Origin of the sequence: Vibrio sp. J502, assembly GCF_025397955.1 — a bacterium.
In the GTDB taxonomy this organism is placed as follows: domain Bacteria; phylum Pseudomonadota; class Gammaproteobacteria; order Enterobacterales; family Vibrionaceae; genus Vibrio; species Vibrio anguillarum.
On sequence record NZ_CP104554.1, the window covers coordinates 3,278,964 to 3,293,544 of the forward strand.

At 46.2% G+C, this 14,581-nt stretch carries 15 protein-coding genes and 3 pseudogenes; 9 read left to right on the plus strand and 9 right to left on the minus strand.

Going from position 1 to position 14,581, the window contains the following annotated elements:
• The first annotated feature begins 4 nt into the window (after positions 1 to 4).
• From mlaE to N5E84_RS15400, 7 genes and pseudogenes are all read left to right on the plus strand, one after another.
• A pseudogene (mlaE, locus tag N5E84_RS15370) lies at positions 5 to 778 on the plus strand (lipid asymmetry maintenance ABC transporter permease subunit MlaE).
• A 2-nt stretch (positions 779 to 780) separates the two neighbouring features.
• Positions 781 to 1,267 (plus strand): annotated as a pseudogene (gene mlaD / locus N5E84_RS15375) (outer membrane lipid asymmetry maintenance protein MlaD).
• 43 nt (positions 1,268 to 1,310) lie between these two features.
• Complete coding sequence (mlaC, locus tag N5E84_RS15380; RefSeq protein ID WP_029388289.1) at positions 1,311 to 1,949, plus strand: phospholipid-binding protein MlaC; 639 nt, start codon at positions 1,311 to 1,313, stop codon at positions 1,947 to 1,949.
• Positions 1,946 to 2,254 (plus strand): lipid asymmetry maintenance protein MlaB, encoded by a 309-nt coding sequence (locus N5E84_RS15385; protein ID WP_019282516.1) that lies wholly within the window; start codon positions 1,946 to 1,948, stop codon positions 2,252 to 2,254. The genes mlaC and N5E84_RS15385 overlap by 4 nt, the downstream gene beginning before the upstream one ends.
• 13 nt (positions 2,255 to 2,267) lie before the next feature.
• Complete coding sequence (ibaG, locus tag N5E84_RS15390; RefSeq protein ID WP_013855981.1) at positions 2,268 to 2,522, plus strand: BolA family iron metabolism protein IbaG; 255 nt, start codon at positions 2,268 to 2,270, stop codon at positions 2,520 to 2,522.
• 9 nt (positions 2,523 to 2,531) lie between these two features.
• Complete coding sequence (murA, locus tag N5E84_RS15395; protein WP_026029130.1) at positions 2,532 to 3,797, plus strand: UDP-N-acetylglucosamine 1-carboxyvinyltransferase; 1,266 nt, start codon at positions 2,532 to 2,534, stop codon at positions 3,795 to 3,797.
• Between the two features lie 89 nt (positions 3,798 to 3,886).
• Positions 3,887 to 4,633, plus strand: coding sequence for a 1-acylglycerol-3-phosphate O-acyltransferase (locus N5E84_RS15400; RefSeq protein WP_019282515.1), 747 nt, complete (start codon positions 3,887 to 3,889; stop codon positions 4,631 to 4,633).
• Positions 4,634 to 4,638: 5 nt separating this feature from the next.
• On the opposite strand, the gene N5E84_RS15405 is transcribed toward N5E84_RS15400, so the two are convergent.
• The 9 genes from N5E84_RS15405 to N5E84_RS21430 all read right to left on the minus strand — a co-directional run bounded on the left by N5E84_RS15405 (position 4,639) and on the right by N5E84_RS21430 (position 11,195).
• A complete protein-coding gene (locus N5E84_RS15405; RefSeq protein WP_019282514.1) occupies positions 4,639 to 5,589 on the minus strand; it encodes a sensor histidine kinase in 951 nt (316 codons plus the stop codon).
• Positions 5,582 to 6,133: a heme NO-binding domain-containing protein gene (locus tag N5E84_RS15410; RefSeq protein ID WP_064625910.1), complete on the minus strand. Its 552-nt coding sequence runs from the start codon at positions 6,131 to 6,133 to the stop codon at positions 5,582 to 5,584. Before N5E84_RS15410 ends, N5E84_RS15405 begins: the two co-directional genes overlap by 8 nt.
• A gap of 189 nt (positions 6,134 to 6,322) precedes the next feature.
• Positions 6,323 to 6,712 carry a RidA family protein gene (locus tag N5E84_RS15415; protein WP_013855986.1) on the minus strand — a complete coding sequence of 130 codons (390 nt, stop codon included), beginning with the start codon at positions 6,710 to 6,712 and terminating at the stop codon, positions 6,323 to 6,325.
• A 119-nt stretch (positions 6,713 to 6,831) separates the two neighbouring features.
• A complete protein-coding gene (pyrI, locus tag N5E84_RS15420; RefSeq protein WP_010318833.1) occupies positions 6,832 to 7,299 on the minus strand; it encodes an aspartate carbamoyltransferase regulatory subunit in 468 nt (155 codons plus the stop codon).
• A 16-nt stretch (positions 7,300 to 7,315) separates the two neighbouring features.
• Positions 7,316 to 8,245 (minus strand): aspartate carbamoyltransferase, encoded by a 930-nt coding sequence (pyrB, locus tag N5E84_RS15425; protein ID WP_013855987.1) that lies wholly within the window; start codon positions 8,243 to 8,245, stop codon positions 7,316 to 7,318.
• A gap of 460 nt (positions 8,246 to 8,705) precedes the next feature.
• A complete protein-coding gene (gene argF / locus N5E84_RS15430; RefSeq protein ID WP_069212113.1) occupies positions 8,706 to 9,710 on the minus strand; it encodes an ornithine carbamoyltransferase in 1,005 nt (334 codons plus the stop codon).
• A gap of 116 nt (positions 9,711 to 9,826) precedes the next feature.
• Positions 9,827 to 10,222 carry a PhoH family protein gene (locus N5E84_RS21420; protein ID WP_410001416.1) on the minus strand — a complete coding sequence of 132 codons (396 nt, stop codon included), beginning with the start codon at positions 10,220 to 10,222 and terminating at the stop codon, positions 9,827 to 9,829.
• A 165-nt stretch (positions 10,223 to 10,387) separates the two neighbouring features.
• Positions 10,388 to 10,534 (minus strand): hypothetical protein, encoded by a 147-nt coding sequence (locus N5E84_RS21425; RefSeq protein WP_410001417.1) that lies wholly within the window; start codon positions 10,532 to 10,534, stop codon positions 10,388 to 10,390.
• Between the two features lie 112 nt (positions 10,535 to 10,646).
• Positions 10,647 to 11,195 (minus strand): PIN domain-containing protein, encoded by a 549-nt coding sequence (locus tag N5E84_RS21430; RefSeq protein WP_410001418.1) that lies wholly within the window; start codon positions 11,193 to 11,195, stop codon positions 10,647 to 10,649.
• A gap of 80 nt (positions 11,196 to 11,275) precedes the next feature.
• Here N5E84_RS21430 and N5E84_RS15440 point away from each other — a divergent pair, with 80 nt between their 5' ends.
• Together N5E84_RS15440 and rapA are read left to right on the plus strand one after the other, a co-directional pair.
• Positions 11,276 to 11,521 (plus strand): hypothetical protein, encoded by a 246-nt coding sequence (locus N5E84_RS15440; protein ID WP_261676495.1) that lies wholly within the window; start codon positions 11,276 to 11,278, stop codon positions 11,519 to 11,521.
• A 107-nt stretch (positions 11,522 to 11,628) separates the two neighbouring features.
• Positions 11,629 to 14,535: pseudogene (gene rapA / locus N5E84_RS15445) on the plus strand (RNA polymerase-associated protein RapA).
• Positions 14,536 to 14,581 lie beyond the last annotated feature (46 nt).

Genomic DNA, 14,581 nt, shown 5'->3' on the forward strand with positions numbered 1-14,581 from the left:
TACATTGACTGACTGGATTGAAGGGCTCGGTCGCCGTACGCTCGAATTTTGCCAAGCCTTTGGCAAAGCGAGCTTGATGCTGTTTGGCGCATTAGTGAGCCGCCCACGGCCTATTCAGAATTTTCCATTGTTAGTGAAGCAGCTCTACAGTGTTGGTGTTCAGTCGCTGGCGATTATTGTCGTTTCTGGCTTGTTCATTGGCATGGTGTTGAGCCTGCAAGGCTATGTGATTTTGGTCGATTACGGCGCGGAAGGTAGCTTGGGCAGATGGTCGCGCTCTCTTTATTGCGTGAACTTGGCCCGTGGTGACTGCGCTGCTGTTTGCTGGGCGTGCTGGTTCTGCACTTACCGCTGAGATCGGCCTGATGAAAGCCACCGAGCAGCTTCCAGTTTAGAGATGATGGCGGTTGATCCGCTCAAACGTATTATCGCTCCTCGCTTTTGGGCTGGGCTAATATCAATGCCGTTGCTAGCGATGATTTTTATGGCGGTCGGCATTTGGGGAGGCCAGCTTGTTGGCGTGGATTGGAAAAGGGATTGATCACGGCAGTTTTTGGTCTGCGATGCAGTCATCGGTAGGCTAGGCAAGATATTGGCAACAGTATGACAAGTGCGTGATGTTTGCCATCACAGTGACTTGGATTGCACTGTTTAACGGTTACGATGCTATTCCAACCTCGGAAGGTATTAGCCGTGCCACCACAAGAACCGTAGTGCATTCGTCTTTTAGCTGTATTAGGGTAGACTTTGTACTCACCGCATGATGTTTGGGAATTAATCATGCAGCAAACACGAAAAATAGAACTTTGGGTCGGTAGCTTTGTCCTTGCTGGAATTTGCGCAATTCTGGTGATGATTTTTCAGGTCGCTGACGTTAAAAGGGTTGGGTTCCAACCATACTTACCAATTGAAAGCTGAATTTGACAATATCGGTAGTTTTAAAAGTGCGCTCGCCAGTCAAAGTGGGTGGTGTAGTCGTTGGGCGAGTGGCCGAGATTAAACTCGATAGAAAGAGCTTGCTTCCGGTGGTCACTATGGCTATTAACAGTCAATATGATCAATTTCCAGAAACGTCGAGTGTGCAAATTCTAACTTCTGGATTGATCGGCGAGCAGTACATTGGGCTTGTGCCCGGTTTTGTCTTTGAAGATGAACAGATGTTAAAAGAGGGCGACTTAATTGAAGACACAAAATCCGCCTCGTATTAGAAGATTTGATTGGTCAAGTGCTGTATAGCGTCGGTTGGTGGCTCACAAAAAAAAGGTAAGGAGTAACACACAGTGTTTATAACAACAGAGTTTATAAAAACAGTGTTTAAACGGACGTTGATTTTTGTATTTACCCTCTTTGCCTCCATGTTTGTGCAAGCGGCCAATGTGGATAAAACCCAGCCCTATACCATGATGAAGCAGGTGTCTGAAACGGCATTTACTCGTTTGAAAGCCGAACAAGAAGCGATTCACCACCATCCTGAATATTTGAAAGAAATTGTGGAACAGGAGCTGATGCCTTACGTCAATGAGCAGTATGCGGCACTGAAGTTATTGGGCCCAAACTTAAAAGGGGCCAAGCGTGAAGATGTCGCCACTTTCATCACCGCATTTCGTGCCTATCTTGTCAGTGCATATGCGCAAGTATTGACTCAGTACAGTAACCAAATTATTGAGTTCGAGCCTGAACAGGCGGTGTCGGATGATAAACGCATTACCAGCGTGAAGGTGGATATTATTGATACGCCACGACCGAACATCAAACTTGAGTTTAAATTGCGCAAAGAGAAAAATGGCGAATGGCAAGCCTTTGATATGATTGCAGAAGGAGTGAGTTTGCTCTCCAGTAAGCAATCTGAATGGAGCGGTAAAATTCGCCAAGATGGCATCTTAGCGGTTGCCAATGAACTGCAACAATTGGCGGATCAGCCGATCCGTTTTGAAGGTAAAGCGCAATGATTCATCCGCAGTGGCATCAAACTGATATGCCGATTGCGGCTTTGTCGGGCGCATTAGACAGAGAGCATTTGCCTGATTTATGGGCGTTTATCCAAAAATGGAACCCGGTGAGTACACAGTTTGAGATTGAACTGAAAAACGTTGAACGCATAGACTCTGCTGGAATGGTGATGTTAATCCACCTAATAGAGCATGCAAAAAAACGAAACTGTCATATAATGCTCAGTTTCGTGCCAGAGCAACTGCGCACACTATTCCAATTGAGCAACGTTGATCGTTTAATGGCTCAACATATAAAGAATTAAGCAGGGGAACATTGTGGATAGCGCAAAAGTACAACAGTTATTAGAACAAGCACTAAACCTTGAAGAGATCCACGTCAAAGGTGAAGGTAGCCACTATGAAGTTATCGCTGTTGATGCTTGTTTTGCAGGGATGAGTCGCGTTAAAAAACAACAACTAATTTATGCTCCACTGATGGAGTACATTCAAAGAAACGACATTCATGCTCTTTCTATTAAAGCGTTCACACCAACAGAGTGGGCTCGTGATAAAAAGTTGATGTCGCTGTAAGGTTTATTGATGGAAAAGTTTCGAGTTATTGGGTCAACACAACCTCTTCAAGGTGAAGTGACCATTTCCGGTGCCAAAAACGCTGCACTGCCTATTTTATTTGCGTCTATTTTGGCCTCTGAGCCAGTAGAAGTGGCCAATGTGCCACACCTTCGTGATATTGATACCACAATGGAACTGCTCAAACGTTTAGGCGCTAAAGTCGAACGTAATGGCTCAGTTCATGTCGATCCTAGTCAAATTGATGAATATTGCGCGCCGTATGATTTAGTCAAAACCATGCGTGCTTCTATTTGGGCTCTCGGTCCATTAGTGGCTCGTTTTGGTTATGGACAAGTCTCATTGCCTGGAGGCTGTGCCATTGGCGCCCGCCCTGTCGATCTGCATATTCACGGTTTAGAGCAGCTTGGTGCCACCATCACCTTAGAAGATGGCTACGTGAAAGCCAGTGTCGAAGGTCGTCTACAAGGTGCACACATCGTCATGGATAAAGTGAGCGTGGGGGCCACGATTACTATTATGTGCGCTGCAACCCTTGCCGAAGGCACAACCGTGCTCGACAACGCTGCGCGTGAGCCTGAAATTGTCGATACCGCACTGTTTTTGAATAAGCTGGGTGCAAAAGTGTCCGGTGCAGGCACCGATACCATTACCATTGAAGGTGTTGAACGTTTGGGTGGTGGTAAACACGCTGTTGTGGCTGATCGCATTGAAACGGGCACGTTTTTAGTCGCGGCGGCTGTTTCTCGCGGAAAAATTGTTTGCCACAACACTCACTCGCATTTGTTAGAGGCCGTGCTAGCAAAACTGGAAGAAGCGGGCGCTGAGATTGAAACGGGCGAGGGCTGGATAAGCCTTGATATGACCGGAAAAGAGCTTAAAGCGGTTTCGATTCGCACTGCGCCTCATCCTGGCTTTCCAACCGATATGCAAGCACAATTTACCCTACTCAATATGATGGCAAAAGGTGGTGGCAAGATCACTGAAACCATCTTTGAAAACCGTTTTATGCACGTTCCTGAACTGATGCGTATGGGAGCAAAAGCGGAGATTGAAGGGAATACAGTGATTTGTGGTGATGTGGAATCGTTGAGTGGCGCGCAGGTGATGGCGACCGATCTACGTGCCTCAGCCAGCCTAGTGATTGCCGGTTGTATCGCAAAAGGTGAAACCATCGTCGATCGCATCTACCATATCGATCGCGGTTACGAAAGAATTGAAGATAAACTGTCGGCTCTTGGCGCTAATATTGAGCGCATTCAAGTCAGCAGTTAAACTCTCGCTCATGCAATGGAGCCGAAATCTCTGGGTTTCGGCTTTTTTATCTTTGCTCATTTTTTATCTTTGTTCCATGGAGAACTGAAATGATTGCTCTTTTGCGTCTATTGGCAGTCGCACTGTTTGCCATTGTGATGTTTGTTTTTGGATGTGGTTACTGCTTACTTAGCCCACGCAATCCCAAACATGTATTTACGTTTGGGCGTTTATTTGCCCGTATGTCAAAATTGATGGGCATTAAATTAGAACTGCGTATCCCAGAAGATGCTTATCAACGCGGCCAGCACATCTACATTGCGAATCATCAAAATAACTGGGATCTGTGTACTGTTGCTGCGGCTGTGACGCCGAAAGTCGTGACAGTAGGAAAAAAAAGCTTAGTTTGGACACCTGTATTTGGTCAGTTGTATTGGTTAACAGGAAATATTTTAATTGATAGAGCCAATCGCAACAAAGCCAAAGGCACCATTGATCAAGTTGTCGATAGCATCAAAACCAGTGATGTGTCTGTGTGGATGTTTCCAGAAGGTACTCGCTCGCGTGGCCGTGGCATGCTGCCCTTTAAAATGGGGGCGTTTCATGCGGCAATTGGCGCAGGTGTACCGATTATCCCCATCGTTTGTAGCTCAACTAATGATATTAAGCTGAACCGTTGGGACAATGGTCATGTGATTGTTGAGATGCTGCCACCGATCAGTATTGAAGGATATGGGAAAGAAAACTTACGGGAATTAGCGACATTATGCCGTGAGCAGATGGTGGCCAAATTAGCGCAACTGGATGAAGAGGTCGCGATGCTTGATGGTAAGAAAGTCACATCACGCAGCCAGTAACCGCTTTACCGAATGGTGGGGAAAAGAAGTATGAAGGTGGTGCCTTGTCCCACTTCAGATTCGACCTGCATTTTCCCACCATGCTTTTCAACAATACTGTATGAAATCGATAAACCCAAACCCGTCCCTACGCCGACAGGTTTGGTGGTGAAGAAAGGATCAAACACCTTGTTGATGATGTCTTGATTCATGCCATGCCCATTATCCGCCACAGTGACCCTCACCCAGCGTTTCCCTTTTTCGACCACAGAATCGGTGCTAATCGTTAACTTTCCTTGTGCTTCGCAAGCGTGAGAGGCGTTAATAAATAGGTTCATAAACACTTGTTGTAGCTCTGCTGATATCCCATTGATTTTCGGCAAAGCCTCATCCAATCGCTGCTCGACTTCCATCGTATATTTAAATTGGTTCCAGACCATGTGTAGTGTCGATTCAATACACGAATTTAACTCACACTCGACAAATCGGCCATCACTGGAGTGAGAAACGCTTTGTAGGCTAGTGACAATGTCTTTTACGCGGAGCAATCCACCCGAAGTCTCTTGAAGCATGTCAGTTAAATCACTTTCGACAAAACCAATATCATGTCGTTGATAATAATCTTGATAATTGCGGTAGAAATCTGTGTTAGCAATTTCGGCTTTGTGCTGTGCTACCAAAGCGACAATTCCTATATAGGCGTGAGAGTAATCACGCAGCGTATTTAAATTACTCAGACAAAAACCGATTGGGTTATTGATCTCGTGAGCAACGCCAGCCGCCAGCAGACCGACAGAGGCCATTTTTTCTGATTGTACAAGCTGTGCTTGCGCGCTATGAAGTTGATCTAGAGTCTCTTGCAGCTCTAAAATTTTATCGTAGAGCTCGCGGCTTTTTTCTTGCAGTAACCGCTCTGCCAGCAAACGAGCCTGACGCTCACGCTCATAAATGCGTTGGTATTGCTCTATTTCACTCATGTTTGCCCTTAAAGGTGACAACAATTTCACAAAATGAAGCACCATGATGCATGCATTGGGGCTGCTCGATTTCGACTTCTTCACCAAATTGTTCTGAAGCGCCGATGATGAGTCCTTCCGCCGCAGCGCATAATTTTCTTTTCGAGGTGTAATACATGGTTAATCGATCGCCCTCGCTTTTATATTGAAATTGCGGCAAATAGGCATCAGGGTAGAGCCGCTTCACTTCTTTATGGATCACTTGATCGACCGAAATCAAAAACTCTAATAAGTTGTTTTTATTTGGGTAATTTTCAGGAAGGCTGTTGTACAGGCGAGAAAATAGGTATTGTCCATAAAGCCGGACTAAATCATCGGTGGGGATGTTTTTCTTCTCGCTCAAATAAGCCACCATTGCAAGCAGTTCGTCATCGGAGTATTGCTCTCCAGCGGTGTATATACCTTGAGAGCTAGGTTTTAAATCCTCGAGCATTTGATCCCAAAACAGTGCGCCAAATTTTTCGATGACTAAATCAGAAAGAACGGTATAGATAATCCCTTGCATTTCACTACCTCGAACGGTTCAAAGTATGATAAGTGTTGGTGACTAACCCTAAAGTAGCAAGTGTGAGGTGTAAAAATTGATTTTTTGGATTAAACAAAAACCTCGAACGGGGTTCGAGGTTTGAAAAAGCACATTCACGTCAGAGTGGTATGCTGGTGGTGCTTACACTGTGCTGATTATGAGCAATACTTATTTACGTACCGCAATCGCTTCAATTTCAATACCCACATCTTTGGGTAAGCGAGCGACTTCTACGCATGAACGCGCTGGGTAGTTTGCCACGTTATGTTCATCAAAAAACTTACCGTAGACTTCATTCACCGTGCCAAAATCATTCAGATCTTTAACAAATACAGTCATTTTTACGATGTCAGAAACTGTTAAGCCAGAAGATTCGACCACGGCTTTTACGTTGTCGAGAGATTGACGAGCCTGCACTGCGATATCTGCTGACACTTCACCGGTGACTGGGTTGACTGGAATTTGCCCTGAAGTTAGCACCATATTGCCAAGATCGACACCTTGTACATAAGGGCCAATTGCGGCAGGAGCGGATTCGGTATGAAGTACTTTAGTCATGATTGTGTTCCATCTGTTTTTATGGGAAGGGTAGGCGTCAGTTTGCCTTTAAAGAAACGGCAGGTAAAGTGCAAAATGCCCCACTAAAGTGAGGCATCGATAGACTTAAACGGGGTTAATTATGACTCGCGTTCGGTCACAATCTCACGTGAGTAAACTTTCTCACAATACTTACATTTCAAACGAATATCGTTTTTCTTTTCGAAAACCTTAAAGCTGCTTTCGACTGGTTCATTGTGGGAAATACAGTTGCTGTTTGGGCAGGCAAAAACATCATTGATCTGCTCAGGCAGTGTCAACGCTAGCTTTTTCACCACTTGGTAGTTTTCGATTTGGTTGACAGTCGCATGCGGTGCATAAAGTGCTAATTTATTGGCTTGGGCTTCATTAATGAACACATTTTCAATCTTCAGCAGATCTTTTGCGCCCAGCGCGGAAGAGGGTAAATTTAAGCCAATCGTGACACGTTGATGAGAATTGTGCATATCGAATAACTTTAATACTTTAATACCGATTTGCGCAGGAATGTGGTCGATAACCGTGCCGTTTTTAATTGCTTCAACCTGCAATTGAGTCTCTTTAGTCATGGTTGGGGCTCCTTTATTACAGGGTTTCGTTTAACACAAGCGCCAGCAAAGCTTCACGGGCGTAGACCCCGTTTTCTGCTTGTTGGAAGAAGTAAGCGTGCTTCGTTTTGTCCACATCAACGGTGATTTCATCCACGCGCGGAAGCGGATGCAGCACTTTTAAGTTATCACGCGCACCTTCAAGCATGGCGGCTGTTAAAATATACGCCGATTTAATGTGCGCGTACTCTGATTCATCAAAGCGCTCTTTTTGGACGCGCGTCATATACAGAATATCTAACTGTGGAATAACGCTTTCCATATCGGTGTGCAGGCTGTACTCAATGCCTGCATCATCTAACTCTTCGCAAATATAGTCAGGCATAGCCAGCGCATCCGGCGCAACAAAGAAGAAGCGAATGTGGTTAAATTTAGCCAAAGCTTGGGTTAAAGAATGGACGGTACGGCCATATTTCAAGTCGCCAACAAAGGCGATATTAATGTTATCTAAACGGCCTTGTGTTTCGGCAATGGTGAACAAATCAAGCAGTGTTTGGGTTGGGTGCTGGTTAGCACCGTCGCCAGCGTTAATCACAGGAACGCCGTTTGAAAATTCAGAGGCTAAACGTGCTGCGCCTTCTTGGGGGTGGCGCATCACAAACGCATCCACATAAGAGGAGATCACTTGTACAGAATCGGCCAATGTTTCGCCTTTTTTCGCCAGTGACGTATTGCCACCATTATCAAAGCCAATCACGCTGCCGCCGATGCGTTGAATAGCGGTTTCAAAAGACAAACGAGTACGAGTCGACGGCTCAAAAAAGCAGCTTGCTACCACTTTGTGCTTGATCAGCTCTGGTTTTGGTTCCGCTTTGAGTTGGCCTGCGGTTTTCACAATCAATTCCAGCTCGTCACGAGAGAGCTCCGGAATCGAAATAATGTGCTTTTGATAAAGCGAATTCACCATGGTCGTCTTCCCTATAATTTTCTAGTAGCCATAAAAAAGCCCCCCAATAGGGAGGCTTTAAAAATCAAGAGAGGGGAAAAATAACGCGCCCAGTAAGTCAGCACGCTGACCTACATTGAATCGAATTGCGTTGTAGATGTGAATAACAACGTCCGTTTTCATAGCTACCCCTCAGACAAATTGCTGGGAATTATACGCTTTCGTTGTGTGAGCGCAAGCGATTACCTCGCAATCCTCTTCATCATTGGCACTGTCGCTGCGTTAGCTGCTTTCACTCACCCGAATCACTTACTCATGTAAGTTCATCGGGCTTCGTTCTCTTGCTGCCTTGCGACAGCACCAATGATTTTGAGGATTAAAAGTCGCTTTGGCACTGTCGCGGCGTTAGCTGTTTTCACTCACCCGAATCACTTACTCATGTAAGTTCATCGGGCTTCGATCCATTGTTGCCTTGTTTTTTTTAAGCGCCGAGAGTCGCGACCATCACAGCTTTGATGGTGTGCATGCGGTTTTCAGCTTCATCAAACACAATCGAATATTCAGACTCAAACACCTCTTCGGTGACTTCCAAACCTTTCATACCATATTTTTCCGCCACCTCTTTACCTACAGTGGTTTCGTCGTTATGAAACGCAGGCAAGCAGTGCATAAATTTTACCTGTGGATTATCAGTTTGCTTAATCACATTCATATTGATTTGGTAAGGTGTCATTAAGGCCACGCGTTCATCCCATGCATCGGCTGATTCGCCCATGGAAACCCAAACGTCGGTATAGAGAAAATCGCATCCTTGCACGCCTTCTTGTACATTTTCAGTGAGCGTGATTTTGGCTCCCGTCTGCTTGGCAATTTCTTGGCAAGTGGTGACGAGTGATGCTTCTGGCCAAAACTGTTTGGGTGCCACAAGGCGAATATCCATGCCCATTTTTGCTGCGCCCACCATCAGGGAATTGCCCATGTTATTGCGCGCATCGCCTAGATAAGCCAGTGACACTTGGTGCAACTGCTTACCACGGCCATGCTCAATCATGGTTAAAAAGTCAGCTAAAATCTGTGTTGGGTGGAACTCGTTGGTGAGCCCGTTCCATACAGGAACGCCAGCATGTGCGCCAAGCTCTTCGACAATTTCTTGTCCAAAACCGCGATATTGGATGCCATCGTACATTCTTCCGAGTACGCGAGCGGTGTCTTTCATCGACTCTTTATGACCAATTTGCGACCCTGATGGCCCGATGTAAGAGACTTGAGCGCCTTGATCAAACGCGGCCACTTCAAATGCACATCGTGTTCGTGTTGAGGCTTTCTCAAAAATCAGCGCAATATTTTTACCCGCTAATCTTTTCTGTTCTGATCCGGCGTATTTCGCTTTTTTGAGATCAGCAGAGAGATTGAGCAGAAATTGGATCTCTTTCGGCGTGAAATCGAGCAGTTTTAGAAAGTTGCGGTTGCGTAAATTGAAAGCCATATCCCAGTCCTAAACGGTGAATGATGAATGGCCTTAGTAAAACATATAAATGCTAAATTTGTGAATAATTATTTTAAAATAAAGGCGAGATATTAATAATATCTCGCCTAATGTGATTATAAATTCTCTTCAGCGAATTCGGCCAAGCGGCTGCGCACGACGCCATTTAAGTGAATGTTGGCGCTGCCTTCAAAGTTTTTAAAGCGCTCAACCATGTAGGTCAAACCTGAGGTCACCGGGGTTAAGTAGTGGGAGTCAATCTGCGCTAAGTTACCAGAGCAGACAATTTTAGTGCCCTCACCACAGCGCGTGATGATGGTTTTGATTTGAGAAGCGGTTAAATTTTGACACTCATCGAGTAACACAAAGGCATTTTGGATTGAGCGCCCACGCATAAAGTTGATCGATTTAAACTGGATATTGGCTTTATCGCAGATGTATTTGAGTGAACCTTCGGTGCAGTGATCGTTTTTGTGCAAGGCTTCCAGTGTATCCGTTACCGCGCCAGCCACGCATCATTTTCTCTTCCTCTGTTCCGGGTAAGAAGCCGATCGACTCTCGATATCTGGCGTGTTACGGTGACGATGATCTTATCGAACATCTTCTTCTCAATGGTTTGTTCAAGAGCGGCGGCCATCGCGAGCAGCGTTTTCCGCTACCAGCGGCTCCAGTTAAAATCACCAAATCAATGCTTGGATCAAGCAAAGCATCAAGTGCATCGCTTGGTAGATATTTTTCGGGGTGATGTCCCACGCTTTGCGGTGCATCATTCTCTCGCGACCAATATCAAGCAGCGTGATTTTGTCTGTGTTGATTTCATGCACGCGCGCCGAAAATCGCTTTCTTCATCAATGACATATTGATTAATAAAGGTCGATCAAATGGCGCCTTATCTAGCGTATGAAAGGCTTTTCCGCGACGGTTCTGCTCTCAACTTCATCGACGTTGCCTCCAAAAGTTGCCTTCACGAACTTGGAAGCCTTTGGTCAGGTACTGAACATCATCAATCAATTGGTCAGTGCGGTAATCCTCAACATAGCGCACGCCTGCACCTTTAGCGCGCAATCGCATGTTGATGTCTTTGGTGATGAGAACCACAGCGCGTGGCGCTCGTTTCGCTTGCAGGTAAAGAACAGCATTGAGGATACGGTTATCGCCGGCTTTGTCAGCAAAGGCTTTGACGGTTTCTTGCAACTCAAAGTCGGCGAGAATCGAGATAGTTCCCGTCTTGCTGGCCTCTTTAGAGAATGGAATACCTTCGGTAATTTCGTCTGGGGTGGCATCGTGAAATAAGTGTTCTAAAGCACGAATTGCGACCCGCGCATCTCGTGCAACATCGCGTTTGCTGTCTTTGATCCGGTCAAGTTCTTCAAGAACGGTCCATCGGAATGACGACGTCATGCTCTTGAAGGAGTAAATGGCTAAAGGTTCATGAAGCAGGATGTTGGTATCAAGTACAAACAGTTTCCGATCGGTATCGCCCATAAGCGTCTCCTTGCTGCTACGCAGCGTGCTTAACAAAAGATGCCAGCAAGTAGGAGGTTATCGATCAATGGATGCCGGTAGTGACTCGATCGCTCGATGACTTACTGCAAGCCTGTGTTGATACTCATTGTCTGTTTGGTTCTGCATGCTTCGTGCCAGAGTCATCCTTTTGGCTGGGCAAAGCAAGCATCGTTACAACAAGTATAGCAACCTTGTTTACTACAAATGCCACCGATTTCTTACAGTTTGATGTCAACCAAAAGTTGAAGAAAAAAATCTTGGTTATCCTTCGCTTTACACGTGACCTGTATCACGCCATCAAGTAAGATTAGCGACCTTTTCTGCACCACACTCCAACAACAATCATAATTAGGGTTGCCTTCACGTGTAGCAGATCGATACAATCATTCCAAATAAATAAGGTAGTCGATTCATGAGTTTTGCTTTGGGGCAACGCTGGATAAGCGATACAGAAAGTGATCTTGGTTTAGGTACTGTGGTAGCGCTTGATGCGCGTACTGTGACCTTGATGTTTGCTGCATCAGAAGAAAACCGCGTTTATGCACGCAGTGACGCCCCGGTAACACGAGTGACGTTCAACAGCGGCGATGTGGTTGAAAGCCAAGAAGGCTGGTCGCTACGCGTTGAGCAAGTTGTTGAAGAACAAGGACTACTCACTTATCTCGGTACGCGCGAAGACAACGATGAAAGCGGCGTGGCGCTACGTGAAATTTTCTTAAGTCACCAAATCCGTTTCAACAAACCGCAAGATAAATTGTTCGCAGGTCAAATTGATCGCATGGATAATTTTGTGTTGCGTTATCGCGCCCTGACTAACCAATATCAACAACACAAAAGCCCAATGCGTGGTTTATGTGGCATGCGCGCGGGCCTGATTCCTCATCAGCTTTATATCGCACATGAGGTTGGCCGTCGCCATGCGCCCCGCGTGTTATTAGCCGATGAAGTCGGGTTAGGTAAAACCATTGAAGCGGGGATGATCATTCATCAACAAGTGCTTTCTGGCCGCGCGGAACGTATTTTAATTGTGGTGCCGGAAACCTTGCAGCACCAATGGTTGGTGGAGATGATGCGTCGCTTTAATCTTCATTTCTCCATTTTTGATGAGGAGCGCTGTGTTGAAGCGTTCGCTGAAGCACATAACCCTTTTGATACTCAGCAATATGTGCTTTGTTCGCTCGATTTTCTGCGTAAAAGTCGTCAACGTTTTGAACAAGCACTTGAGGCGGAGTGGGATCTATTGGTGGTGGATGAAGCGCACCATCTAGAATGGAGCCAAGATAAACCAAGCCGCGAATACCAAGTGGTCGAAGGGCTAGCGCAAAACACCCCAGCGGTACTGCTGCTAACGGCAACGCCGGAGCAATTGGGCCGTGAAAGCCACTTTGCGCGTTTGCGTTTGCTCGATCCCGATCGTTTTTACGATTATGAGGCGTTCGTTGAAGAAGAAGAGCAATATGCGCCCGTAGCCGATTCAGTCAGTGCCCTGTTTTCGGGTGAGAAGTTGCAAAACGAAGCCAAAAACCAAATCACCGAGCTACTTTCAGAGCAAGACGTTGAGCCGCTGTTTCGCATTATTGAAAGCGATGCCGATGAAGAGAGCAAAGCCTCTGCTCGCCAAGAGCTGATTGATAATCTGATGGATCGCCATGGCACAGGCCGCGTGCTGTTAGAAACACCCGCGCTGCGATTAAAGGATTCCCTGTGCGTAATGTGCACTTGATGCCGATGGAAATCCCCACGCAATACACGACTTCGATGCGAGTGGCTGGCATGATCGGCGGTAAGCTCAGTGCTCAGGCTCGCGCGATGAAAATGCTCTATCCCGAAGAGATTTTCAAGAGTTTGAAGGCGATGATGCAAGCTGGTGGCAGTTCGATTCTCGCGTGAATTGGCTGCTTGAAAAAGTGAAAGAGAACGCAGCGAAAAGATTTTAGTGATCGCTTCTCGCGCTAGCACCGCGTTACAACTGGAGCAAGCGCTGCGTGAGCGTGAAGGCATTCGCGCTACGGTTTTTCATGAAGGTATGTCGATTTTAGAACGTGATAAAGCCGCCGCTTATTTCGCACAAGAAGAGGGTGGCGCGCAAGTGCTTATCTGTAGTGAAATCGGCTCTGAAGGGCGTAACTTCCAATTTGCTAACCAGTTGGTGATGTTTGATCTGCCGTTTAACCCAGATCTTTTAGAGCAACGCATTGGCCGTTTGGATCGTATTGGTCAACACCGTGATATCGATATCCATGTGCCGTACCTTAAAGGCACATCGCAAGCGATTTTGGCGCGTTGGTTTGATGAAGGCTTGAATGCATTTGCTGAAACCTGCCCAACAGGCCGCGCTGTGTATGATAAATATACCGATGATCTGATTGACATGCTGGCTTCGGGAAATATCGATACGCTGGATGAGATCATTGAACAGTCAGCAACGCTCAACAAAACGTTGAAGGCTCAGCTTGAACAAGGGCGTGACCGACTGCTTGAAATGCATTCAAACGGTGGCGAAAAAGCATTGAAAATCGTCGAAAGTATAGCATCAACGGATGGCGATACTAACTTGGTTACTTTCGCTTTGAGCTTATTTGATGCGATCGGTTTAAACCAAGATGATCGGGGTGAAAACGCGCTGGTGGTCACACCATCAGAGCACATGATGGTGCCAAGCTACCCCGGTTTGCCGTATGAAGGAGCGACCATCACTTTTGATCGTGATACGGCATTATCGCGTGAAGATATGAATTTCATCAGTTGGGAACACCCGATGATTCAAGGCGGGATCGACCTACTGATGAGCGAAGGCGTGGGAACATCAGCGGTTTCTCTGCTGAAAAATAAAGCTCTGCCTGTTGGGACTTTGCTGCTTGAGTTGATCTATGTGGTGGATGCACAAGCGCCAAAACGCAGTGGCATCAGCCGCTTCCTTCCTCAAACACCAATCCGTTTGATGATGGATGCGCGTGGTAATGATCTCTCCGCGCAAGTTGAGTTTGAAAGCTTCAACCGCCAATTAAGCCCTGTGAATCGTCATTTGGCCAGCAAGCTTGTTACGTCGGTACAAAATGATGTGCATAGCTTAATTGCTGCCAGTGAAAGCCAAGTTGTGAGCCGTGTTGAAGCGATTCGTGAACAAGCGCAAAAAGAGATGCAGTCGAGCTTAAACGGTGAACTGGAGCGCTTATTGGCGCTTAAAGCAGTCAACCCGAACATTCGTGATGAAGAGATCAGCGCGATTGAAGAGCAGATTAACGAGTTAAGCGGTTACATCGGTAAAGCGCAATTCCAACTGGATTCGTTGCGTTTAATCGTTGTGACGCATAACTGATCCCTTTACTTGGCCCTTGTGGCGTTACATTAAAAATAACAAAGGC